Annotated in this window: 18 protein-coding genes; 14 read left to right on the top strand and 4 right to left on the bottom strand. The window is 56.8% G+C overall.

Features of this window, described 5'->3' with window-relative positions; genetic code table 11:
• The first annotated feature begins 52 nt into the window (after positions 1-52).
• Together feoB and G5168_RS13870 are read left to right on the top strand one after the other, a co-directional pair.
• On the top strand, positions 53-2,323 hold the full coding sequence (feoB, locus tag G5168_RS13875) for a Fe(2+) transporter permease subunit FeoB (RefSeq protein ID WP_421252352.1): 2,271 nt from the start codon (positions 53-55) through the stop codon (positions 2,321-2,323).
• On the top strand, positions 2,320-2,559 hold the full coding sequence (locus tag G5168_RS13870) for a FeoC-like transcriptional regulator (protein ID WP_005350974.1): 240 nt from the start codon (positions 2,320-2,322) through the stop codon (positions 2,557-2,559). The genes feoB and G5168_RS13870 overlap by 4 nt, the downstream gene beginning before the upstream one ends.
• Before the next feature lie 99 nt (positions 2,560-2,658).
• Here G5168_RS13870 and G5168_RS13865 read toward each other — a convergent pair whose 3' ends face one another.
• Positions 2,659-3,309, bottom strand: coding sequence for a DUF2913 family protein (locus G5168_RS13865; protein WP_421252351.1), 651 nt, complete (start codon positions 3,307-3,309; stop codon positions 2,659-2,661).
• Between the two features lie 98 nt (positions 3,310-3,407).
• Positions 3,408-4,703 (bottom strand): DEAD/DEAH box helicase, encoded by a 1,296-nt coding sequence (locus G5168_RS13860; RefSeq protein WP_421252350.1) that lies wholly within the window; start codon positions 4,701-4,703, stop codon positions 3,408-3,410.
• 281 nt (positions 4,704-4,984) lie between these two features.
• Here G5168_RS13860 and G5168_RS13855 point away from each other — a divergent pair, with 281 nt between their 5' ends.
• The 5 genes from G5168_RS13855 to G5168_RS13835 all read left to right on the top strand — a co-directional run bounded on the left by G5168_RS13855 (position 4,985) and on the right by G5168_RS13835 (position 8,555).
• Positions 4,985-5,611, top strand: a complete 627-nt coding sequence (locus G5168_RS13855) for an O-methyltransferase (RefSeq protein WP_323071141.1) — start codon at positions 4,985-4,987, stop codon at positions 5,609-5,611.
• A 32-nt stretch (positions 5,612-5,643) separates the two neighbouring features.
• Positions 5,644-6,039, top strand: coding sequence for a nuclear transport factor 2 family protein (locus G5168_RS13850; protein WP_041208475.1), 396 nt, complete (start codon positions 5,644-5,646; stop codon positions 6,037-6,039).
• Positions 6,040-6,309: 270 nt separating this feature from the next.
• A complete protein-coding gene (locus G5168_RS13845; RefSeq protein ID WP_263084026.1) occupies positions 6,310-7,083 on the top strand; it encodes an amino acid ABC transporter substrate-binding protein in 774 nt (257 codons plus the stop codon).
• 57 nt (positions 7,084-7,140) lie between these two features.
• Positions 7,141-7,797 carry an amino acid ABC transporter permease gene (locus G5168_RS13840; RefSeq protein WP_421231216.1) on the top strand — a complete coding sequence of 219 codons (657 nt, stop codon included), beginning with the start codon at positions 7,141-7,143 and terminating at the stop codon, positions 7,795-7,797.
• Positions 7,794-8,555, top strand: a complete 762-nt coding sequence (locus G5168_RS13835) for an amino acid ABC transporter ATP-binding protein (protein WP_421231215.1) — start codon at positions 7,794-7,796, stop codon at positions 8,553-8,555. Before G5168_RS13840 ends, G5168_RS13835 begins: the two co-directional genes overlap by 4 nt.
• Before the next feature lie 127 nt (positions 8,556-8,682).
• On the opposite strand, the gene G5168_RS13830 is transcribed toward G5168_RS13835, so the two are convergent.
• Both G5168_RS13830 and gltB read right to left on the bottom strand, forming a co-directional pair.
• A complete protein-coding gene (locus G5168_RS13830) occupies positions 8,683-10,098 on the bottom strand; it encodes an FAD-dependent oxidoreductase (protein WP_005350977.1) in 1,416 nt (471 codons plus the stop codon).
• Positions 10,099-10,110: 12 nt separating this feature from the next.
• On the bottom strand, positions 10,111-14,568 hold the full coding sequence (gene gltB, locus G5168_RS13825) for a glutamate synthase large subunit (RefSeq protein ID WP_421231214.1): 4,458 nt from the start codon (positions 14,566-14,568) through the stop codon (positions 10,111-10,113).
• A 611-nt stretch (positions 14,569-15,179) separates the two neighbouring features.
• Here gltB and G5168_RS13820 point away from each other — a divergent pair.
• The 7 genes from G5168_RS13820 to G5168_RS13790 form a co-directional block, all read left to right on the top strand.
• Positions 15,180-16,109 carry a TIGR01212 family radical SAM protein gene (locus G5168_RS13820; protein WP_421252349.1) on the top strand — a complete coding sequence of 310 codons (930 nt, stop codon included), beginning with the start codon at positions 15,180-15,182 and terminating at the stop codon, positions 16,107-16,109.
• A gap of 351 nt (positions 16,110-16,460) precedes the next feature.
• Positions 16,461-18,605: a type I secretion system permease/ATPase gene (locus tag G5168_RS13815; RefSeq protein ID WP_421252348.1), complete on the top strand. Its 2,145-nt coding sequence runs from the start codon at positions 16,461-16,463 to the stop codon at positions 18,603-18,605.
• A complete protein-coding gene (locus tag G5168_RS13810) occupies positions 18,598-20,031 on the top strand; it encodes an HlyD family type I secretion periplasmic adaptor subunit (RefSeq protein ID WP_266135587.1) in 1,434 nt (477 codons plus the stop codon). The genes G5168_RS13815 and G5168_RS13810 overlap by 8 nt, the downstream gene beginning before the upstream one ends.
• Positions 20,032-20,068: 37 nt before the next feature.
• Positions 20,069-21,394 carry a TolC family outer membrane protein gene (locus G5168_RS13805; protein WP_216953335.1) on the top strand — a complete coding sequence of 442 codons (1,326 nt, stop codon included), beginning with the start codon at positions 20,069-20,071 and terminating at the stop codon, positions 21,392-21,394.
• A 138-nt stretch (positions 21,395-21,532) separates the two neighbouring features.
• A complete protein-coding gene (locus tag G5168_RS13800) occupies positions 21,533-22,285 on the top strand; it encodes a transglutaminase-like cysteine peptidase (RefSeq protein WP_254204305.1) in 753 nt (250 codons plus the stop codon).
• 3 nt (positions 22,286-22,288) lie between these two features.
• Entirely contained in the window at positions 22,289-24,214 is a 1,926-nt protein-coding gene (locus G5168_RS13795; RefSeq protein ID WP_421252347.1) for an EAL domain-containing protein, read from the top strand.
• Positions 24,215-24,483: 269 nt separating this feature from the next.
• On the top strand, positions 24,484-25,419 hold a 936-nt coding region (locus G5168_RS13790; RefSeq protein WP_421252346.1), incomplete at its 3' end, for a retention module-containing protein.

Below are 25,419 nucleotides of genomic sequence, written 5' to 3'. Positions count from 1 at the left end.
AGCTTGCCACTCGCACGCGGCGGGTTCAGAAGAAAATAGAGGTAGAGCTGGTATGAATTATTCCCTGGTAACGGTAGGTAACCCCAATAGCGGCAAGACCTCCCTGTTCAACGCCCTGACCGGCGCCCGCCAGCAGGTAGGCAACTGGAGTGGCGTCACCGTCGACAAGAAGATGGGTGAGTTCAGCGCGGGTGAGCATCACTTCAAGCTGATGGATCTGCCCGGCATCTATAGCCTGGCGGGTCAGGATGGCAGTCTGGACGAGCAGATCGCCAGCCGCTTTGCCCAGGGCCAACAACCCGACCTGCTGCTCAACGTCATCGACGCCGCCAATCTGGAGCGCTCCCTCTACCTCACGCTGCAACTGCGCGAACTGGGCCTGCCCATGGTGGTGGTGCTCAACAAGCTGGATATCCTGCAAAAGCGCCGCATCGTCATCGACGAGAGCAAGCTCGGCAAATCCCTCGGTTGCCCTGTAGTGGCCCTCTCTGCCCACAACAGCAAGCAGGTTGCCGCCTTCAAGCAGCAGATCCGGCAGTTTATCGGTCAGCCGCAAGCCGCCTTGCAACTCGATTACGGTCACGAACTTGAAACCGATCTGGTGGAGCTGGAGACCCTGCTCGCCCCGCATCACCTCACTACCCGTGGCCGCGCCCTGCGCCTGCTGGAAGAGGATGCGGTGATGCAGGAGACTCTGCTGCCCGGTCAGCAGGCGGCCGCCGCCAATGTGGTAGCTCGCGCTCATCAAGGGCAGGATATCGACCTGCAACTGGCAGATATCCGCTACGGCCATATCCACCAGTGGGTACAACAGGCTCGCCAGCAGAAGGGCAAGCTCACCGAGGCCCAGAGTGAGTGGCTGGATCGGGTGCTGCTCAATCGCTGGATTGGCATCCCCTTCTTCCTGTTTGTCATGTACCTGATGTTCATGTTCGCCATCAAGGTGGGCAGCGCCTTTATCGACTTTTTCGACATCATGGGCGGCGCCCTGTTTGTCGATGGGGTGCACCACCTGCTGGGGCTGATCAATGCCCCCGAATGGTTGGGCGCCATTCTGGCTGACGGCTTCGGGGTTGGTTTGCAGACCGTGGCCACCTTTATTCCGGTGATTGGCTGCCTCTATCTCTTCCTCGCGGTGCTGGAGAGCTCCGGCTATCTGGCCCGTGCCGCCTTCGTGGTGGATGCCCTGATGCGCCGCCTCGGCCTGCCGGGCAAGGCGTTCGTACCTATGCTGATGGGCTTTGGTTGTACCGTCCCCTCGGTGATGGCGACCCGTACCCTCAACTCCGAGCGGGAACGGCTGATGACCTCCGCCATGGCCCCCTTCATGTCGTGCGGTGCCCGTCTGCCGGTTTACGCCCTGTTTGCGGTGGCCTTCTTCCCTGAATCAGGCCAGAACCTGGTGTTCGGTCTCTACCTCATCGGCATTCTGGTGGCGGTGCTCACCGGCCTGCTGCTGCGCAATACCCTGCTGCCGGGCAAGAGCGACTCCATGGTGATGGAGATGCCGGATTACGAGTGGCCGCGTCCGGTCAACGTTGCCATCAAGACCTGGCAGAAGCTCAAATCCTTCGTCTTTGGCGCCGGTAAAACCATCGTGCTGGTGGTTGCCGTGCTGAGCGTGCTTAACTCCCTGGGTACCGATGGCAGCTTTGGCCATCAGGAGCAGGAGAGCTCGGTCCTGAGCAAGATCAGCCAGGCGGTGACCCCGGTGCTGCACCCCATCGGTGTGCGCGATGACAACTGGCAGGCTACGGTCGGTATCGTCACCGGTATATTTGCCAAAGAGGCGGTGGTCGGTACCCTCAACAGCCTCTACGCCGGTGGTGGCGATGCAGAGGAGGAGAGCGAGTTCTCGCTGGTGGCCAGCTTCCACGAGGCGATCGATGCCGTGGCGGCCAATCTGGCGGAGATCAACCCGAGCGACCCCATGGGGCTTGATGTTGGCAACCTCGACGACCAGAAAGCTGCCGCCGAGGCGCAGGAGGTAGATGTCTCCACCTACGGCAATATGCAGACCCACTTCGACGGGGCGGCCGGTGCCTTTGCCTACCTATTGTTCGTGCTGCTCTACATGCCTTGCGCCGCCGCCATGGGCGCGCTGGTGCGGGAAACCGGTCGTCAGTGGGCGCTCTTTACCGCCGCTTGGTGCAACTATATGGCCTTTATGTGCGCGACCCTCTTCTATCAGGTCGCGACCTTTGCCGCTCATCCGGAGCAGAGCCTGTTCTGGATCGTCAGCTACGGCCTCTCTCTGGTACTGTTCTGGTGGGCCGGTCGCCGTCACGGTGACATCGTCGCCCGCAAGGTGGTGAGCTTATGATCCTGCGCGAGCTGGGGGATTACCTCGCCGCGCAGCAGAAGGTGAGCCGGCGTGATCTGGCTCGCCACTTCCACACCTCGGAAGATGCGGTGGAGGCCATGCTCGGCGTCTGGATGCGCAAGGGGCGGGTTATCAAGCGCGAGAGTCGGGTCTGTGGTGGCAGTTGCTGCGGCAAGAGCGAGGAGGTGATGTTCGAGTGGTGTGACGCGGGCCAGATTGGCATCAAGATCCGCTAAACGACTACCCAACCTCATCACCAAACATCGAACAATAAAAAACGGCAGGCCCTGCTTTAAATGAGGGTCTGCCGTTTTTATTGCTGCACACTGGCGGGATCAGGCGCTCTGGCGAGCCTCGCTCAGCAGTGCCAGCGCCGGTTGGGCGTTGTTCGGCATCAGCCGGTAGGCTTTGTGGTGTTTGACCAGGGTGGCTTTCTTGTTGCCCTGGCTCAGCAGCAGGCCGTGCTTGAAGGCCGCCTCGGCCAGCACCTTCTCGTCACCGCGCACATAGAGGGTGAGGGGTTTGACAAGCTCACCGTCCTCGATATGGCCTTCATATTCGCTATGGCTTACCACCAGACTCGCTTGACCGCCCGATTGCAGGCGCAGCTTGGCGTTCACCTCGCTCTCGGTCAGCACCAACCAGCCTGCCGCCGTCAGATCCTCCAGCAGGGCCGCCAGCTTGGCTCCCAATTGCTGCGGATTGGTCATGGCGCACTGGTATTGGAAGGCGATGCGCTCCAGCAATCCCTTGAGATCGGCGCCCGCACCCAGCGTGCGGCCAAGCTGCACCCAAGCTTTCAAATCTTCCATCACCAGACGGGAGAAGCGCTTCTCCTTGAGGGAGTCGGCCATCCAGGTGCAGAGAAAGTGGCTCTCTTGCGCCGGAGTGCGCTTGCCCGCCTTTTGCTCGGCGGTGCGGGCCAGTTCGGCCAGGCTCTGGGTGGCCATCTCGAGCAGGGCCTGATTGTAGGTCGGAGAGGTCATAAGCAATCCTTGAGTTGACCACCAGGGGTCAACACCGATGACAGAGATGGCAAAGGCGCCAGTGGCGCCTTTGCGGTTCAATAGAGCAACTGTCCGCCTTATTTCGGCTGGCGGGGCTTCTTGGCGGCGGCCAGACGCTTGAGGCGCTGACCCTGCAGCTTGGCTTCGGCCATCACCTGGGCCACGGCGTTATCTTCACGCTGCGGACGCTTGCCGAAGCGGCGACGCTCCTGCAGCTGTTTGATCAGCTCGTCACGGCTGCTCACCTCATAGCCCGGTACCATGATGCGACGGATCTTCTGGCCGATCAGGGCCTCGATCTCCAGCAGGGTACGCTCCTCTTCACGGCTGACGAAGGAGATGGCCATGCCGCGCTTGCCGGCACGACCGGTACGGCCGATGCGGTGCACGTAATCTTCCGCCAGGAACGGCAGATCATAGTTGACCACGTACTCCAGATCCGGAATGTCCAGACCACGGGCTGCCACCTCGGTGGCGACCAGTACCCGTATCTTGCCTTCCATGAATTCGCGCAGGGCGCGGCGACGGTTGCCCTGGGCCTTCTCGCCATGGACAACGGCGGACTTGATGCCGTCGAGGTTCAGCTCCTCGACCAGCACATCACAGCTCTCGCGGGTACTGGCGAACACCAGCACCTGCTGCCAGTTCTGCTTGCCAATCAGCTCGGAGAGCAGCTCGCGTTTGCGCTTCTGCTCGACCGGATAGACGGTGTGGCTGACGGTGTCGGCGGTGGAGTTCTGCTTGTTGACGCTGACGATCTGCGGGCGATCCAGCATCAGGTTGGCCAGCTTCTTCACCGCGTCGGAGAAGGTGGCGGAGAAGAGCAGGTTTTGACGGGTCTTGTTGACCGCTTGCAGGATCTTCTGCACATCGGCACTGAAGCCCATGTCGAGGATGCGATCCGCTTCATCCATCACCAGACACTCGACGCCGGAGAGGCTGAGGTTGCAGGCGGTGAGGTGCTCCAGCAGACGGCCCGGGGTGGCCACAATGATGTGAGCGCCCGCTTTGAGCTTCTTGGCCTGCACGTCCTGCTTGCCACCGCCGACGATGGTGATGGTGGTGATATCGAGATACTTGGCGAAGTCATTGATGTTGCTCGCCACCTGAGCCGCCAGCTCGCGGGTCGGGGTCAGGATCAGCACCCGGGCGTTGGAAGGCTGGACCGGCGCCGGATTGTCTACCAGACGCTGCAAGATGGGCAGGGCGAAGGCGGCGGTCTTGCCGGTACCGGTCTGGGCGCTGGCCAGCACATCGCGGCCACGGCGAATGGCCGGGATCGCCTGTTGCTGCACAGGGGTCATCTCCTGATAACCGCACTCCGAGACTGCGCGCAAAATCTCGGGGGCAAAATCGAATGCTTCAAATCTCATATCGGTTTCCTGTGATCCAACTGGATTGTGTTCGGCTTGACAAGCCGGCATGGGCGAACGGTCGCGGATTGCCACTGGTGGCCGACCCTGATAAAGCATCAGCGCAGCCTGAAAATGGCGGGCGCGAAGTGTAACAGATAGGCGCAGCAAATTCTGCCTCAATTGGCCAGAGTTTTTTATCGGTTTTTTTAACCGGCGCAAGGTTTTGGTCGCCGCCATTTGACTCCAAAAATGCCAGCCGTAAGGATAGTGGCTATTGATAGTCATGAAAGGAGAGGGCGATGACCGGGTGCGAGCGCGGTTTGCCACTGCAGACGGCGAGGGCCAATACCCCCCTTGAGCGTCTGAAGCAGGCGCTGGAGCAGTTTGGCGAGCAGCACGACCTGGCGCAGACGGATCGCGCCGACAAGATGCTCAACATTACCCGCGATACCGGCGAGTTGCTGGCGGTTTTGGTGCAGACCCGCGGGGCGCAGGCGGTGCTCGAGATCGGCACCTCCAACGGTTACTCCACCCTCTGGCTGGCCGAGGCGGTGGCCCGGCTCGATGGTCATGTCACGACCATCGAACGGGATGAGAGCAAGCGGGCACTGGCGCAGGCCAATTTCGAACAAGCCGGTCTTGCCGGGCGGATCACCCAGCTGGCCGGGGAGGCGGGAGCGCTGTTGCCCACCCTGCCATCGGCGGGCTTCCCGCTCATCTTTCTTGATTCCGATCGCCGGCAATACCGGGTGTGGTGGCCGCAGTTGCAGCGTCTCTTGCCCCCGCGCGGCTTGCTGGTGGTCGATAATGCCATCTCTCATCGGGAGGAGCTGGCGGAATGGATGGCTGAAGTGGCGCAGGATCCCCGTTTTGTCACCTCGCTGGTGCCGGTGGGCAAGGGGGAGTGGCTGGTGGTGAGAGTGTGAGCAACCTGAACATGAAGAGGGAGGTGGCAGTGATGAAACCGGTGGCAGTGGTGGAAGCTTACTGGCAGGCAATGCAGAGCAATGATTTTGCCAGAGCGGCGCGATGGCTGGGGGATGAGTTTGTCTGTGACTGGCCGCAATCGGGGGAGCGGATCCTCGGGCGCTGCAACTTTGTCGAGATCAATCGCCGTTATCCGGCCGCCGGGCCGTGGAGTTTCACCATAGTCCGCCTGCTGGCACAAGGAGACGAGGTGGTGAGCGAAGTGCAGATCACCGATGGGGTCGTGCATGCCCGGGCCATCACCTTTCATCGGGTCGAGGGCGATCGCATTGTGCAGCAGACCGAATATTGGCCGGAACAGTATGAGGCCCCCGCCTGGCGCCGTCCCTGGGTGAGCAAGCTAACCCGCACGCCAGAACTCGTCTAAAAAGAGCGCCGCCGGTCACTCTGATGGCTGGCGGTGTTTGCCATGTTCAAGCCATCCCACCCTCGTTATCCATTATTTCGCTAAATATCACCATATTTCATGGTTTGGACATGGGATATGGCGCGATATGTTTTGCCCAAGCCAGCTCGATATTTGCAAGGCATACATCTGAGTTTTTAGATATTTGCATCATCCATGCAAGAGACGGTTTCATTAATATGGTTGTCGTTGGCGACTCATGGGAAATAAAAATATAACGAGGTAAATAATATGAACAAGTGGCACACTCTCTTTTTACTGGCATCCCTTCCGTTGACCTTGGTGACTTCTGCCGAGGCACAATCCTCCCTTGCGGCGATTCAGCATAGTGGCGTGATCAAGATTGGTACCGAAGGGGCTTATCCTCCGTTCACCTATCACGACAAGAGCGGCAAGCTGGTCGGCTTTGATGTGGAGATTGGCGAGCTGATTGCAAAAGGCCTTGGGGTGAAGCCGGAGTTTGTCGAAGGCAAGTGGGATGGTCTCATCGCCGGGGTGGATGCCAAGCGCTACGATCTGGTGCTCAACGAAGTGGCCATCACCCCGGAGCGGCTGAAAAAGTATGATTTTTCAGATCCCTACATCACCTCCAAAGCGGTGATCGTGGTGCACAGCGATAATCACAGCATCAACAGCTTTGCGGATCTGAAGGGTAAGAAATCATCCCAGTCCCTGACTAGCAACTTTGCTCAGCTGGCGAAATCCTCGGGCGCCGAGGTGGTCGCCACCGAGGGCTTCAACCAGTCACTACAGCTGGTGCTGACCGGGCGAGTGGATGCCACCATCAATGACAGCCTCTCGTTCCTCGACTTCAAGAAACAGAAACCGGATGCCAAATTGAGGGTGGCGGCGACCGAGGCGAAGGGGGATCAATCGGCAGTGTTGCTCGCCAAGGGACAGCCGGAATTGCTGGCCGCTATCAATCAGGCACTGCGCACTGCCAAACAGGATGGTAGCTACCAGAAAATATCTCTTAAGTATTTTGGTACTGATGTCTCGCAATAATATTGCCGGAAAATAATAACTAGCGAGGTAATTAACGTGCCAGCCTGGTTGCAGTTAATGATCGACTCTTTTTGGCCCCTGCTTAGAGCGGGGCTTATTTTTACCGTGCCACTGACCCTGATCACCTTTGTCTTGGGAATATTGCTCGGCTTGCTGGTGGCGCTGGCCAGATTATATGGCCCGACACCATTGGTGGCACTGGTTCGTTTTTATGTCTGGCTTATTCGTGGTACGCCGCTGCTGGTGCAGCTCTTTCTGATTTTCTATGGCTTGCCGAGTGCTGGCATTGTGCTGGATGCCTTCACCGCCGCGGTGATCGGGTTCACCCTCAACATCGGCGCCTACAGCTCTGAGATCATCCGTGCCACTCTGGCGGCGATCCCGAAAGGGCAGTGGGAGGCGGCCTATTCGATTGGCATGAACTGGCCCCAGGTGATGTGGCGGGTGATCCTGCCGCAGGCGGCGCGCATTGCGGTGCCACCGCTTTCCAACACCTTTATTTCGCTGGTGAAGGACACCTCGTTGGCGGCGGCAGTGACCGTGCCTGAGCTGTTTCAGGCGGCCCAGCGGCTCGCCTCTGTCACCTATGAGCCGCTGATCCTTTACATAGAGACGGCCATCATCTACCTGCTGTTTAGCTCGGTGCTCTCCACCTTGCAAGACCGGCTGGAGCGCAAGTTGACCCACAAAGAGACCCGGGAGGTCGCCCTATGATCCGGTTGCGTGGTATCGAGAAGCAGTTTGGCGGGCAGCGGGTGCTCAAGGGGATCGATCTTGCCATGGTGGCGGGCAGTGTGACCGCCCTGATTGGCCCCTCGGGCAGTGGCAAGAGCACCCTGTTGCGCTGTGTCAATGTGCTGGAGCGGCCGGATGCGGGGCACTTGGTGTTGGGGGGGAGCGAACTCGATTTTTCTCACCATCTGCCTCGCCAGAGCGTGCAGGCATTGCGCCAGCAGACCGGCATGGTATTCCAGAATTTCCAACTGTTCCCGCACATGACGGTGCTGGAAAACGTGATTGAGGGGCTGGTGACCGTGTTGAAGTGGCCAAGAGCGAAAGCGGAGGTGCGCGGCTTGCAACTGCTCGACAAGGTGGGGCTCAGGCACAAGGCCGAGGCGGTGCCTGCCACCCTCTCCGGTGGCCAGCAGCAGCGGGTTGCCATTGCGAGGGCGCTGGCGCCATCGCCCAAGGTACTGCTCTGTGATGAACCCACCTCGGCGCTGGATCCCGAGCTTGCCCAGGAGGTGGTGACGGTGCTGCGCCAGCTGGCCTGCGAGGGAACCACCATGCTAATCGCCACCCACGATCTGCGGCTGGCCGCCCAGATAGCGCAGCAGGTGATCTTTCTGGAGGCGGGTGAGGTGGTGGAAGCAGGCAGTGCACGCCAGATGTTCACCACTCCCAAGCGGGCGCGTACCTTCGAGTACATCTCCACCCTCACCGAGCGGTTGCCGGAGAGCTGGAGCATCTAGCCGCTCCCCGGACGGGAGCGATAGGTGATAAGTCGCCAGCGAGAACACCGAGCCTTAAATTCCTAGCCTCAAAAGAAGAGCCCCGCACTGGCGGGGCTCTGTTTTGGGTTGACTGAGGAAGTGCAGGTTAGACCGCCAGATAGTCCATGATCCCTTCGGCCGCCTTGCGTCCTTCGTAGATGGCGGTCACCACCAGATCGGAGCCGCGTACCGCATCGCCACCGGCGAACACCTTGGGATTACTGGTCTGGAAGGCATACTCCGCCTGCTCGCTGGCCTTGATGCGATCCCGGTTGTCGAGCTCGATGCCGAACTCCGCCATCCAGGGCTGGGGGTTGGGTTGGAAGCCAAACGCCATCACTACCGCATCGGCAGCCAGCACCTGCTCTGAACCCTCGATGACCACCGGATTGCGGCGACCATTGGCATCGGGTTCACCCAGCTCGGTGCTCACCACCTTGATGCCGACGGTGCGACCGTTGGCATCCAGCTCGACCGCCACCGGCTGCAGGTTGAACATGAATTCAACCCCCTCTTCGCGGGCGTTTTTCACCTCCCGCTTGGAGCCCGGCATGTTCTCCTCGTCGCGGCGATAGGCGCAGATCACCTTGTCAGCCCCCTGACGGATGGCGGTCCGCACACAGTCCATGGCGGTATCGCCGCCGCCCAGCACCACCACCTGCTTGCCGGCGAAGTCGATGTAGTCGGCTTGCGCCTTCTCGAACCCCAGCAAGCGGTTGGCGTTGGCGATGAGGTAGGGCAGGGCGTCATAGACGCCCGGCGCCTCTTCGTTGGCAAAGCCGCCCTTCATGTACTTGTAGGTGCCGACCCCGAGGAAGACCGCATCGAACTCGCCGAGCAGGTCGGCGAAGGTGATGTCCTTGCCCACTTCGGTCTCGAGTCGAAACTCCACGCCCATTCCCTGGAAGATCTCGCGGCGACGCTGCATCACCTCTTTTTCCAGCTTGAAGGAGGGGATACCGAAAGTGAGCAGGCCACCGATCTCCGGATACTTGTCAAACACCACCGGGGTGACGCCATTGCGTGCCAGCACATCGGCACAGGCGAGACCCGCTGGGCCGGCGCCGATGACGGCGACCCGCTTGCCGGTCTTGACCACGTTCGAGAGATCGGGCTTCCAGCCCATCTCGAACGCCTTGTCGGTGATGTACTTTTCGATGTTGCCGATGGTCACCGCGCCGAAGCGATCGTTGAGGGTGCAGGAGCCCTCACAGAGGCGATCCTGCGGGCAGACCCGGCCACACACTTCCGGCAGGCTGTTGGTCTGGTGGGAGAGCTCCACCGCCTCCAGAATGCGCCCCTCTTTGGCCAGCTTCAGCCAGTTGGGGATGTAGTTGTGGACCGGACACTTCCACTCGCAGTAGGGGTTGCCGCACTCGAGGCAGCGATCCGCCTGCATCTGTACCTGCGGCTGATTGAAGGACTCGTAGATCTCCACAAACTGGATTTTGCGGATCTTGAGCGGCTTCTTGGGCGGGTCGACCCGCTGGACATCGATAAACTGAAATACGTTTTGGCTCATAGGGTTCCCTCCTTATTGCGCCTGGATTCTGAGTTCTGCACTGGAACGGCTGGTGTGACCCAGCAGCGATTTCACGTCGCTGGACTTGGGTTTTATCAGCCTGAACTTGGGCACATAGGAGTCGAAGTTGGCCAGGATCTCCTCGGCGCGCGAGCTGCCGGTCTCATTGAGGTGCGCCGTGATGATGCCGCGCAGGTGCTCCTGATGGATGGCGAGATCCGCCACGTCCAGCAGTTCCACCAGCTCGGGATTGGTGCGCTTGGCGAAGTTGCCGCACTCGTCGAGCACGTAGGCAAAGCCGCCGGTCATGCCCGCCGCGAAGTTGACGCCGGTCTGACCGAGTACGGTGACGATACCGCCGGTCATGTATTCACAACCGTTGTCGCCAATCCCCTCGACTACCGCCAGGGCGCCGGAGTTGCGCACCGCGAAACGCTCGCCGGCAGTGCCTGCGGCGTAGAGTTTGCCGCCGGTGGCGCCGTAGAGGCAGGTGTTGCCGATGATGGCCGCTTCGTGGGATTTGAACGCCACGCCGACATGGGGCTTGATCACCAGCTTGCCGCCGGTCATCCCCTTGCCCACGTAGTCGTTGGCGTCACCGGTGAGGATCATCTCGAGGCCACCTGCGTTCCAGACGCCGAAGCTCTGGCCTGCGGTACCGTTGAAGTGCACCTTGACCGGATCGGCCGCCATCCCCTGATTGCCGTGCCGTTTGACGATCTCGCCCGAGAGGCGCGCACCCACCGAGCGGTCGGTGTTGCGAATGTCGTAGCGGAACTCGCCACCGCTTGAGGTTTCCACCGCTTCCAGCAGATCTTCCACCATCTTGAGGTTGAGCGGCCCCTTGTCGAAGGTGGGGTTGTGCTGCTGGCTGAACAGGCTGGAGCCTGCTGGTGCTACCGGACGGGCCAGAATGCCAGAGAGATCCAGCTTGGCCTGACGAGCGGTGAGGCCGGGTAGGGCTTCCAGCAGATCGGTGCGGCCAATCAGGTCGGTCAGCTGGGTGACGCCGAGCTGGGCCATCAGCTCGCGGGTCTCCTCGGCGATGAACTTGAAGTAGTTCATCACCATCTCCGGCAGACCGGTGAAGTGCTCGCGACGCAGCTTCTCATCCTGAGTGGCAACGCCGGTGGCGCAGTTGTTCAGGTGGCAGATCCGCAGGTATTTGCAACCGAGCGCCACCATGGGACCGGTGCCAAAACCGAAGCTCTCGGCGCCGAGGATGGCCGCTTTGATGATGTCCAGACCGGTCTTGAGGCCGCCATCCACCTGCAGTCGCACCTTGTGGCGCAGGCCGTTGGCGACCAGCGCCTGCTGGGTTTCAGCCAGACCCAGCTCCCACGGGGAGCCGGCATATTTGACCGAGGTGAGGGGGCTGGCACCGGTACCGCCGTCATAACCGGAGATGGTGATGAAGTCGGCATAGGCCTTCGCCACGCCGCAGGCGATGGTGCCAACGCCGGGTTCGGAGACCAGTTTCACCGACACCAGACAGCTCGGGTTGATCTGCTTGATGTCGAAGATGAGCTGGGCCAGATCCTCGATGGAGTAGATGTCGTGGTGCGGCGGCGGTGAAATCAGGGTCACGCCGGGCACGGAATAACGCAGCTGGGCGATCTGGGCGGTGACCTTATCACCGGGCAGCTGGCCCCCTTCACCGGGCTTGGCGCCTTGAGCCACCTTGATCTGCACTACATCGGCGTTCATCAGGTAGTGGGGGGTGACACCGAATCGGCCGGAAGCCACCTGCTTGATGCGGGAGTTCTTCTCGGTACCGAAACGCTTGGGATCTTCGCCACCTTCGCCGGAGTTGCTCTGACCACCGAGGCGGTTCATGGCGACAGCCAGTGCCTCGTGGGCTTCAGGGCCGAGGGCGCCGATGGACATGGCGGCGGAGTCGAAGCGGGGGAACAGCTTGTCGGCTGGCTCAACCTGATCCAGCGCGACCGGATTGTCGACCTTCTTCAGCGCCAGCAGATCGCGCAGGGTGGCAACCGGGCGCTCGTTCACCAGACGGGCGTACTCCTTGTAATCGGCATAGTTGCCGGAGCGCACCGCGGTTTGCAGGGTCTGCACCACATCCGGGTTGTAGGTGTGGTACTCGCCGCCGTGGACGAACTTGAGCAGACCACCGTGGGGGAGGGGCTTGCGGGTCAGCCAGGCCTGACGGGCCAGATTGTGCTGATCCTGCTGGATATCGGCAAAATCGGCACCCTGAATACGGCTCGATACGCCGCGGAAGCAGGTATCGACCACCGACTTGGCCAGACCGACCGCTTCAAACAGCTGGGAGCAGCGGTAGCTGGCGACCGTGCTGATGCCCATCTTGGACATCACCTTGTAGAGCCCCTTGTTGATGCCGTTGCGATAGTTGACCATCGCCTGGCGCAGGGACATGGTGAGCACGCCCTCTTCAACCTGTTTGGCCAGGGTTTCGTAGGCGAGATAGGGGTAGATGGCGGTCGCGCCAAAGCCCAGCAGCACCGAGAAGTGGTGCGGGTCACGGCAGCTTGCAGTTTCCACCAGAATGTTGGCGTCGCAGCGCAGGTTGTTGTCCACCAGGGTACGCTGTACTGCACCCACCGCCATGGCGGCCGGGATCGGCAGGGTGTCGGCGCTGATGTCGCGATCCGACAGCACCAGTAGTACGGTGCCACTCTTGGCTGCGGCTTTGGCCTCATCGCAGATGCGCACGATGGCCGCTTCCAGCCCCTCTTCTGGCTTGAAGTTGAGGCTGATCACCTGATGACGGTAGTACTCACCTTCCAGTGCCAGCAGCTGGTGGAAGTCGGAGTAGAGCAGGATCGGCGACTGGAACAGCACCCGGTGGGCGTGGCCGAAGGTCTCGTTGAAGACGTTCTGCTCGCGACCGATACAGGTGGCCAGCGACATCACGTGGTTCTCCCGCAGCGGGTCGATGGGCGGGTTGGTCACCTGGGCAAACATCTGGCGGAAGTAGTCATAAAGGGTGCGCGGACCGGAGGAGAGCACCGCCATCGGGGTGTCATCCCCCATGGAGCCGACCGCTTCCTGACCGTTCTCACCCAGTACCCGGATGATCTGATCCAGCTCCTCGAAGGAGTAGCCAAACAGCTTCTGATAGGTTTTCAGCTGGTCGTCGGAGAACTCGCGGCTACCGGTCTGGCTATCGTCCATCTGCTCGAAGGGGACCAGTCGGCGGCAATGTTTATCCATCCATTGTTTGTAGGTGTGGCGGGTCTTGAGATCGTCATCGATCTCGAAGCTGGTCCACACCTTGCCGTTGCTGGTATCCACCACGAACAGCTCGCCCGGGCCGACCCGGCCCTTCTCCAGCACTTCGTCCGGGGTGTAGTCCCAGGTGCCGACCTCGGAGGCGAGGGTGATGAACTTGTCCTTGGTGATGACGTAGCGGGCCGGACGCAGACCGTTGCGATCAAGTGCGCAGGTGGCGTAGCGACCGTCGGTCATGACGATACCAGCGGGGCCATCCCACGGCTCCATGTGCATGGAGTTGAAGTCGTAGAAGGCGCGCAGGTCGTCATCCATGTTCGGGTGCTTTTGCCATGCAGGCGGGATCAACAGGCGCATGGCGCGGAACAGGTCCATACCACCGGCGAGGAAGAGATCCAGCATGTTGTCGAGGCTGGAGGAGTCAGAGCCGGTGGTGTTGACGAAGGGAGCCGCTTCCTGCAAATCGGGAATGAGCGGCGTCGCAAATTTGTAGCTGCGCGCTTTGGCCCACTGGCGGTTGCCGGCGATGGTGTTGATCTCGCCGTTGTGGGCCAGATAGCGGAACGGCTGGGCCAGCGGCCAGCGCGGGCTGGTGTTGGTGGAGAAACGTTGGTGGAAGACGCAGATGGCCGCCTGCATACGGATGTCTGCGAGATCCAGATAGAAGCGCGGCAAGTCCACCGGCATGCACAGCCCTTTATAGACGGTGACCAGGTTGGAGAGGCTGACCACATAGAAGTAGTCATCGTTGACGCGCTTTTCGATGCGGCGACGCACGATATAGAGGCGGCGCTCGAGATCCTTGTCGACCCAGCCGGGCGGGGCGTTGACAAAGACCTGTTCAATGCTGGGCAGGGAGGCTTTTGCGATGGTACCCAGTACGTTGGTATCGACGGGCACCTTGCGCCAGCCGACCAGACTCAGGGTCTCTTTTTCCAGCTCTTCGTCGATGATGTCGCGGGTCTGCTGGGCCAATACGGGGTCAGGGTTGAGAAACAGCATGCCGACCGCATAGTTGCGGCCAAGGTGCCATCCCTTCTCCTCGGCGACAGCTCTGAAGAAGCTGTCCGGTTTTTGCAGCAACAAGCCGCAACCATCGCCGGTCTTGCCATCGGCGGAGATCCCGCCGCGGTGCTGCATGCGAGCCAATGCTGACATCGCGAGACGGACAAGCTTGTGGCTGGCTTCCCCTTCCATGTGGGCCAACAGGCCGAAGCCACAGTTATCCCTCTCCAGCTTTGGATCATATAGTGACATTGCATTTCTCCCTTGCTCGGCCTTGTATCGCACAGTCATCACCTGACTGCATAAATTGCGATTGGCTCTTGTGGTTCCGTCTGCCTGACGTGGCGAATCTCCAAACTAATGGGATTTTCTGGCGAGGTCAATCGCAGGTCAGGTTTGGCTTCATGGTTACATTCGCATAACAAAATGTCGGGTTAGGGGGATTGGCTCGCAGTTATGGAGTGTTTATTCTGTATAATTTGATTTTGTTGGTTAAATATATCGTCATTGACGGGCTCAATGGTGCGCTCGGCGACGATGGGCGAATGTAGTAATTTTACCAACCTGATGTGGCCGACAGCGGAAGGGATCACATTTTCAATATCCCATGCTTGCAATTGTGTGCTGTCGGGTCTCTTTGAATTTTTCATTGTTCAACAGTGGGTTATCAGGTCTCATTTTCATATGGATGTTTACTGTTTGAATCGTCAAAGAACTGTAAAAATCCGTTTTTTGCGCTATTTCTCTATATTTATTCAAAATTGGTCGGGTATTTATATGTTTTACCCTCTCTGCTAGCTTGATCCAGCTCAGCCCCTGTTTTGCGCAAGCTCGTACAATGGCGCTCCTTTAGCGGAGGTGTCATGCAGTTACACGAACTCGTCAATACATTCGGTCAGGATCTCAAGCAACGTCACGGTCAGAAGATCCACAAACTCTCCATCCACGGGGCCTTCACTTGCCCAAACCGGGACGGCACCCTGGGCCGCGGTGGCTGCACCTTCTGCAATGTATCCTCTTTTGCTGACGAATCGGCTCAGCAACTCTCAGTGGTGCAACAACTGCTGGCTCGCCGAGACGAAGTCACCCGTGCCAAGCGCTATCTTGCCTACTTTCAGGCCTATACCAGTACCTATGCCGAGGTCGAGTATCTGCAGCGGATGTATGAAGAGGCACTGTCAGTGAGCGATATGGTGGGGCTCTGCGTGGGCACTCGCCCCGATTGCGTGCCGGATGCGGTGCTGGATCTGCTGGCGGGCTATCAGGCTCGGGGTTACGAGGTATGGCTGGAGCTCGGGCTGCAAAGTGCCAATGACAAGACCCTGCAACGGATCAACCGCGGCCACGGTTATGCCGCCTATGAGGATGCGGTAAGACGTGCCCATCAGCGCGGCATCAAGGTATGTGCTCATCTGATCGTCGGCCTGCCGGGCGAAGTGCCGATGGACAGCCTCGATACCCTGCATCGTATCGTTGGGACCGGTGTTGAGGGGATCAAGCTGCATCCGCTTCATGTGGTAGAGGGCAGTACTCTTGGCAAAGCGTGGCAAGCGGGGCGCCTTGAGGTATTGACGCTGGAGCAGTATGTGGAAGCGGCCGTCGCCATGATCCAGCACACACCACCCGAGGTGGTGTATCACCGGATTTCGGCATCGGCGCGCCGCCCAACCCTGCTTGCTCCCGCCTGGTGCGAGAATCGCTGGACGGCGATGGCGGACATTGCACGAGCACTCTCCTTGAGTGGCCCTCAGGGTCATGCACTGGGAAGACCCTTCATACTTCCTGACCTATAATTGAGTTCGTAATTATTATTTTCACGTAAAACATAGGGTTATATAAAAAGTTCATACCATAAACTATAGTTTTGGTACCTGCAGGTTGATATAGTGATGCGCCACAATAAATGCCATTATCAATTAACACCTCCATTTACCTGAGGGAGGCGTCGGCATGATGCTCACAGGCTGGTTTTACCAATCATCATGCAAGGAAAATTGGTGGTGAGTGTCACGATGTATCCGGATAGGTTTATTCCCTGATCAGGCTCATCTGTGGGAGGGGGCTCGTTTTTAGAGTCGCTATTGCAGGAAAATATGAGTGATACCCCTCTCGTATCGACCTTATCAATGCAGTGACGGGATGCTATGCAAGCAGAAACAAGTCGTATCGATGAGTTATTGGAGTGTCTGGTCTTCTTGACCCGCTTTTATGGTGTGCCCAACAGCCAGGATGCCCTGACGACCGGGTTGCCACTGGTCTCCGGACGACTGACGACAGCACTCTTTTGTCGTGCTGCCGAGCGGGGCGGGCTATCTGCCCGTGAAGTGATCCAGCCGCTTGATCAGATCTCTCCCTTGCTGCTGCCCTGCGTATTGCAGATGCGCAGTGGTGGTGCCTGCATTTTGCTGGAGTGGAACGAAGATCGCAGCCAGGGGAAAGTGATTTTCCCGCAGGCAGGTGATGCCGCCCAATGGCTGACTGCTGCCCAGCTGGGTGATGAGTATTTGGGGCGCCTCTTTTACGTTAAGAAGCAGTTCAAATTTGACGAGCGCTCTCCCAAGGTGCTGGAGACCCGTGATGGCCACTGGTTCTGGAGCACTTTGTTTGAATCTCGCGGAATCTATCGCGATGTGCTGATCGCCTCCATTCTGATCAACCTGTTTGCCATCGCCAGCCCCCTCTTTACCATGAACGTCTATGACAAGATTGTGCCCAATCTGGCATTTGATTCGCTCTGGGTGCTGGCGGTCGGGGCCATGGTGGTCTTTACCTTCGATTTTGTGATGCGGCAGTTGCGCAGTTACTTTATCGATATCGCTGGCAAAAAGTCTGATGTGCTGCTGTCCGCCAAGATTTTCGCCAAGGTGATGGGCATGCGGATGGAGTCTCGTCCCGCTTCCACCGGCGCTTTCGCCAAACATCTGCAGGAATTTGAATCGGTGCGGGAGTTTTTCACTTCCGCGACGGTTTCTACTCTTATCGATCTGCCTTTTGCCGTCTTCTTCCTTTTTATTATCTGGATGTTTGCCGGTGTGATGGTGGTGGTCCCCATCGTCGCCATGCTGATCCTGATCGCCTACAGCTTCTATATTCAAGAGCCGCTCAAAAAGTCCATCGAAGAGGGTTCCCGGCTGGCCTCTCAGAAAAATGCCAACCTGATCGAAAGTATTTCCGGGCTGGAAACGGTCAAAATCTTTGGCGCCGAGAGTCTGTTCCAGCACCGTTGGGAGCAGGCTGTTTCCCATATTTCCACCTGGGGTGTACAAACACGGCGAATTACCAACTCCATGTCGTCACTGGCCAGTTATATCCAGCAGGTGGTGACGGTCGGTCTGGTGATTGTCGGTGTTTACCAGATCTCCGAAGGCTTAGTCACCATGGGGGGGATGATTGCTGCCGTGATGCTCTCCAGCCGTGCCATTGCGCCCATGGTGCAACTCTCAGTGTTGTCGACCCGTTATAACCAGGCCAAGTCTGCACTGGATATTCTGGAAAAAATCATGCAAACCCCGGGTGAGCAGGAGGAAGGCAAGCAATATATCCATCATCCGGTGATTGCCGGTCGAATTGAATTCGAAAATGTTTCGTTCAAATATCCAGGAATGGAAACCAGCACCCTGCACCATATCAATTTGCGTATTCAGCCGGGTGAAAAGGTGGCAATTATCGGCCGGATTGGGGCGGGTAAAACGACCCTCGAGAAGTTGTTGATGGGGCTGTATCGGCCGACTGACGGTTCGGTCCGGATCGATGGTTTCGAAATAGACCAGTTGCCTCCCTCGGTGATTCGTCGCAATATCGGTTGTGTTCCCCAAGATGTCATTCTCTTTTTTGGTTCGGTGCGAGACAACATCATGCTGGGTAATCCGCTGGTGGATGACGTGAGAGTCTTGCGTGCTGCCAAGCGGGCGGGCGTCACCAATTTTACCAACCGTGATCCCAACGGATTGGATCGGCAGATAGGTGAGGGTGGCCGTCAGCTTTCCGGTGGCCAGCGTCAGTCGATCCTGCTGGCACGCGCCCTGCTCAATGATCCCCCCATTCTGGTGATGGATGAGCCTACCTCCAACATGGACAACCAGTCCGAGATGCAGGTCAAACAGGAGCTCGCCAGACTGGGCCCGGAAACCACCTTGATCCTCATCACCCACAAGACCTCGATGCTGGATGTGGCCTCGCGAGTTATCGTCATCGAGCAGGGACAGATTGTGGCAGATGGTCCCAAAGAGGTGGTGTTGCAGCAGTTGAAGGAAGGCAAGGTGCGCGTGCAGGAGGTGTCCCATGGTTAAGGGGCTCATGAACTGGTTAAAACGCAGCAAAAATGCGCCTTCCGGTGATGTATTGCCGGCACCCGAGCATCTGGAGTTTGTCGATGACGGCGCGGCAGCTGTGTTGCTTACTACCCCAACCGGTGCCCGCATCCTGTTATGGTGCTGTTTCCTCTTTTTCATGAGTGCCATCGTCTGGGCTGCCTGGGCCGAGCTGGATGAAGTCACCGTGGGTCAGGGCAAGGTGATCCCATCCCGCCAACTACAGGTGATCCAGAATCTGGAAGGGGGGATAGTCAAAGAGATCTTCGTCAAAGAGGGGGATATCGTCGAGAAGGGACAGCCGCTGCTGCGCATCGATGACACCCGTTTCCGCTCCGATTTTCGAGAGCGTGAGCAGGAGCTGGTCACTCTGAAAGGAGATATTGCACGGTTACGGGCCGAAATGGCCAGTGTTGAGGTTAAAAATGATCCCGCACTGGGGTGGCGTGAACAGGTAGTGGTGGGAGAAGCGCCAATTCAGTTCCCGGATGGCTATGAAACCGTCTTTCCCGAATATGCCAACCGTGAACGCTCGGTACAACGGGATCGCCTTAATAACCTGAAGAACCAGCTCTATATTCTTGGTCAACAGATCGAGCAGAAAGAGCAGGAACTGATTGAACTGAATGCCAAGATCCGCACAGTAAATCGCAGTGTGGATCTGGCCAGACAAGAGCTCAATATTAGCCGTCCACTGGCAAAAGAGGGTATAGTGCCTCAAGTGGAGCTAATTAAGCTGGAGCGGCAGGTCAACGAGATGCAGGGGGAGCTGGAGAGCAACCGTCTGCTGATACCAAAACTCAATTCGGTGTTGCGTGAGACTATTTCCAAGCGCAATGACATAGCGCTGAAATTCCGTGCTGACTCCCAGACGGAACTGAATGAGAAGCAGGGGCGACTTGGCCAGTTGTCAGAAGGGCAGGTTGGCTTGCGAGATAGGGTTGATCGGACCAGCGTGATTGCTCCGCTCAAGGGCACCATCAAGAAACTCAAGATCAACACCCTGGGCGGCGTGGTGCAGCCCGGCATGGATTTGATGGAGATAGTGCCGCTGGAGGACACCTTGTTGGTTGAAGCCAAGGTGTCGCCGAAAGATATCGCCTTCCTGCGACCGGGGCTGGATGCCATCGTCAAGATCACTGCCTACGACTTTACAATCTATGGAGGATTGCATGGCAAGGTTGAACAGATAAGTGCGGACTCGATCCAGGATGAGGAGGGGAACTCCTTTTATCTGGTTCGGGTGCGTACCGAGAAGAGTTACTTGGGCGATGAGCTTAACGCACTTCCCATCATCCCCGGTATGTTAGCCAGTGCTGATATCATTACTGGTAAAAAAAGTGTCCTAGACTATTTACTTAAGCCGATTTTACGGGCTAAGCAGTCGGCACTGAGAGAACGATAAGCCAACAATCTAAAAACAAAACATGACTGGAGATAACATGAAAAAAACGATTGTTGCCATGCTGGTCAGTGGCATCACCCTGATCCCTAGTTTGGGTCAGGCCCAGACTCTGGAAGAGTCGGTGGCACAGACACTCGCTACGCATCCCAAGATCAAGGAAGCGTTTGATCTCTACCAGGCACGCCTCTATCAGCATGATGGCGCCAAGGGTGGCTATTATCCAACGATCGATCTGCGTGGCGGCGTAGGCTATGAAAAGACTGACAGCCCTTCTACCCGGGCTGCTGGTTCAAACAGCAATATTGATGACTCCATGACTCGCAAAGAGGCTGGGCTCAGTTTGCGGCAGATGTTGTTTGATGGCTTTGATGTCAGCAACAACGTCTCCAGAACCGAAGCTGAAGCTAATGCCCAGCGTCTGGCGATGATCTCCGAAGCTGAAAATACCGCGCTGCGAGTGGCTGAGGTCTACCTCAATATGCTGCGCCAGCAGGAGATCCTGGAACTCTCCAAACAGAACCTGGAAACCCACGAACAGATCCGTAGCGACATTCAGAAACGGACTGATTCAGGGCTTGGTTCTACTGCTGATCAGACCCAGATTGATGGTCGTGTTGCCAGGGCCTACGCCAACCAAGCCGCCGCTGAAAACAACTACCGTGATGCGGAAAGCGAGTTTATTCGGGTGGTTAACGAGGTACCAAAAGATCTCGTTCAACCGGTACCTAATGCCGAGTTGGTCCCGGCTAGTCTCGATACTGCCCTGAAAACGGCGACAGAAGTTCACCCGACCCTGCTCTCATCCCTGCAAGATATTGAAGCGGCCAAGTATCAGCATGAAGGTGCTAAATCCGGTTTCTACCCTAACGTCACTTTTGAAGTGGACCAAAACTGGAATGAGGATATTGATGCCGTTAAAGGTCGCAATGACGATCTGACAGCTATGGTGCGGATGCGTTACAACCTGTTCCGAGGTGGTTCTGACGTAGCCGAGAGCAATGCAACTTCGGCACTGTACTCTCAGGCGAAAGACATTCATCTGAATGCATTTCGTCAGGTAGAAGAGGGAACCCGTTTGGCATGGAATGCGAAAGAGTCGCTGGCCAAACAGAAAACCTTCCTTAAAGAGCATGTGGATGCAAGCTACGATACCGTTCAGGCATACAAGAAGCAGTTTGGCTTGGGTCAGCGAACCTTGCTGGACGTATTGAACACCGAAAACGAATTGTTCGAAGCGCGTCGCAGTTATATCACTGCTGAGTATGATGCATTGCTGGCGGACTATCGCATCCTCAATGCGACTGGAAGTCTGCTCAACGCATTTAGCGTCAAGCAACCCGCTGAATGGCAGCCCAGGCAATAACCGTTTGCCAATGATCCCGCCGGGATAATGATGAACGCCAACATGGTGACTGCAGCTGGCAGTCACCATGTTTGGCTAAAGCAGGTGGTTGCGCGGTTTTTGAGGAGTGCAGAAGCAATCATGCAGCAGGCATATGACGTGACACTCCAGCGTGGTACCGGAGGCAGATGGTATGATCTCCTCAATAAATGGAGATACCGATCTCTACGTACTCTGCGCCACTCCTTATGGATCCTGCTGTTACCCTTCTCACTTTTGCTCTGTGCCAGCCAGCCTCTGCCACAGGAAGACCTCAACTTGATCAAGCGGGCGGAGCAGACCTATGGCGCCAGAGCTGGCAAGCGTGTAACCAGTTGGCGCATGCTGGTGATGGAAACGAAGGGAAAGGCACTGAGCGAGACGAAAAAGCTCGAAAGAGTGAACAACTTTTTTAATCAAATGCGCTTTGTTGATGACATCAAGTTGTGGCGCAAGAAAGATTACTGGGCAACCCCGCTCGAGTTTCTGGGAGCTGCCGGAGGAGATTGCGAAGATTTCAGTATTGCCAAATATTCCACACTACTGGAATTGGGGATCCCGGATGAAAAAATGCGGATGGTTTATGTCAAGGCCCTTGATTACAACCAGTTCCACATGGTGGTGGCATATTATGAGACACCCTCTTCGGTTCCGGTTATTTTGGATAATTTGATAGGCTCTATTCGACCCGCTACCCAACGGCGAGATTTGGTACCTATCTATAGTTTTAACGGTAGTCACTTGTGGTTGATGAAGGCGCGAGGCCAAGGGGAGCTGGCTGGCCAATCATCTCGCTTGGGATTATGGAATGATTTACGCAATCGCATGACATCGGGGCGATTGGCTAGGCCTGTGGTGAATTTGGATGATTAACCTATGACGCTTTATAGACAGTTATTGGCCACCATGTTGCTGTTGTTTGGACTATTGTTTGCAGCTACTTATTGGGTGCAATTCAATTCGACACGAACTTATCTGGCACAACAGCAGGAGACAACGGTAATCAACACCGCTACGTCACTGGGACTGGCATTAACCCCTTATCTTGAAAATGGCGACAAGGTGGGAGCTGAGTCGGTGATTAAGGCCATATTTGATGGTGGTTATTACCGTATGGTTCGTCTTGACCTGCTTGCGTCGAAAGATGTGATTGAAGAAGAAAACAGCAGCCGTATTCAAGGTGTACCTGACTGGTTTATTGAACTTGGCTTGTTTCCGGAAGTATCCAATGAGTCAATTCTGACGTCTGGCTGGCTGCAACTTGGCAAGCTCAAGGTGGTGGGCCACCCAGGACAAGCCTATCACGAACTGTGGGCAGGGATGAGCGAACTGGCGACCTGGTTTGTGATTGGATTTTTGGTAACCACGATCTTGCTTATGCGTGCACTTAATTTCCTGTTAAAACCGCTCAAGCAGATTTGTGAGCAGGCCGTCGAGATTGAATTGCATCATTTTGGGCATACCATTCCAGAGCCCAAGACCTATGAATTGAAGCAGGTTGTACAAGCGATCAACATCTTATCCGGAAAGTTGGCGGTGCAATTCAAAGAGCAGGCCGACGAGGCGGAGAAACTGCGTGAACGAGTTTATGTGGATGCCGTTTCTGGCTTGGGTAATCGAGCCTATTTTGTTGGTCAGGTTAATGCCTGGATTGCAGAATCTGGCCAAGGGGGCATCATGTTGGTTGCGGTAGATATGCTCGATGATATCTACCGTGATGAAGGTTTTGCTGCCCGTGATAATATGGTCAAATCTATAGCACAAATCTTACGCGAACAGCTTAAGGGATGGGATGGTGCAGCTGTGGCGCGGATATCAGCGACCGAATATGCTCTGCTCTGCCCGACAGATGATTTGGGTCAGCTTAAGGAGTTGGCAGAAATTATCAATTCTCGTATTGCTGATCTGGTCGTGAACCCAATGGCGGAGGGTAATCCTCTCTCCGTCATTGGTATTGCAGGCCGTGATGGTAATGATGATCTCTCAGTCCTGTTGACTAAAGCGGATAATGCACTCGGCAAGGCGCGTAATGAACGCCGTGGTGCTGTTGTCATGGAAGGGGGAGCCGAGCAGGGGTTGATGGGGCGCTTGGCATGGCGTGATTTGGTTCAGGATGCTATTTCGCATCACCTCTGGCGATTCAAGGCTCAGCCAGCTTGCCGATTTGATAACGGGGCCAGGTTGCATGCCGAGTTGTTTGCATCTATCTCTCGCGATGGCACGGACTATTTTGCCGGTCAGTTTTTGCCTGCCATCGAACAGTTCAAATTGGGGGGCGATTTTGATCAGGCAATACTTGATGCATGTGTTCCCTTACTGCACAAACAAGCGGATCTAGTGCTGGCAATTAATATAACGGCAGGTTCGCTTTGTTCGGATGAGTTTTTGACCTGGCTGACGCACTATCTGGTCGAACATGGCGAATTGAAAGAACGGCTGTTATTCGAGATACCCGAGGCAGCCATTATGAAGCACAAAGATCATGTGACCGCTTTGGTAGGCGCATTGCAGGTCCATGGTTTCCAGTGGGGGGTTGACCACTACGGCCGTCACTTCCAGTCACTGGGCTATCTGGAGGAGTTAGCGCCTGCCTATGTCAAGGTGGATCACGGTTATACCAGTCAGGTCATGGAGCCGGGTGCTGACACCTCATTCTTGGCTGCAGTGTGCCGAGCTGCGCACAATGCCGGTGTGACCACCATTGCAACCCGCGTCGAAGATCAACATCAAGTGGAACTGCTTTCCAAGTTGCATATCGATGGTTATCAGGGATTTGTGCATCCTGCTTTCCCCTTGTCTTGATTGATATGTGCACTGTAGAAATGGCCCCGAATGGGGTCATTTTTTATATCAATACAATATATTTTTTGATTTTTTTATTATCAAATTAATATGGGTGCTATTTGGTTCCATTTGTATCGTTATGATTTTGATGAAGAAAAAATAACCTTTCGATTTTATTCTCTATATCGGTTTGAGGGCAGTCAAACCTATAGATTATTGCAACGGAAAAGCACGTTATCTCCCTCTACGGTGTAGACATCAAGATCTGTCACGTTGGAGCAATGGATATGCGCACCCAAATCATCGACAAGTCCGTGGTTGTCTCAGCTATCGAAGGGAATGTGGAGATTGTGCTGGCTGATGGCAGCAGTCGCCCCCTGCAAAAGGGGGAAATACTCCAGCCCGGTGCCAAATTGACCATAGCGGAGGATGCCAAGCTTGTTCTTTCCCCCTATGACGATACACCAGCGCAGAATGTACCCACCGGTTCCGAATTAGCAGAACCGGGACAACCGCAAGGTGGTGCCAGCACGGAGGGCGCTCCTTCTGACATTGCTGCATTGCAAGAGTCAATTTTGCAAGGCGTTGACCCGACGCAAAACTTTGAGGCTTCAGCAGCAGGTGGTGCACCTGCTGCCGGTGGTGGCGGTGGTATTGGCGGGGTAGCAGGAGCAAGCGGCAATGGTGGCTTTGTCACCATTGATAGAACCGGTGATGCGACCATTGCCGAGGCCGGTTTTGATACCAATTATCAGGCTGAACCCATTATCAACACTGAGCAAGCGGCTGAACCACTGTTAGAACCGGAGCCACTAACTAATCTCTTGTTGGATGAGAGTGAAGTATCTTCGATGGATGAAGATAACCCTGTCAGTGGTGATCTTTTGGCCAACAGCTCCAACCCGGATGGTCCCTTGGCTCAATCCATCATCAGCTATAGCTGGGGTAGTAATATTGATGTTCCCGCAGGTGTTACATCGACCCTTACTGGCATTGGTACGCTGATCATCAACAGTGATGGCTCTTTCACCTTTACCCCCGCTCCTGACTATTCTGGTGCAGTTCCTACAGTGAGTTATCTGGTCACCGATAGTTCTGATGTTGTTACTTCGACCTTGACGCTGATAGTGACGCCACAAGGTGACCTCGACTTCAACGTCGAGGCGCTGAATGCGGGTGCGACCGAAACGGATGGCACGGTACAGGTGCTGCTGACCAACACG

It is taken from the genome of Aeromonas sp. 600724 (assembly GCF_049175135.1).
Classification (GTDB): Bacteria; Pseudomonadota; Gammaproteobacteria; order Enterobacterales; family Aeromonadaceae; genus Aeromonas; species Aeromonas veronii_A.
The sequence above is the reverse complement of the archived record's forward strand: the minus strand, read 5'-3'. Positions and strand labels throughout refer to the sequence as shown.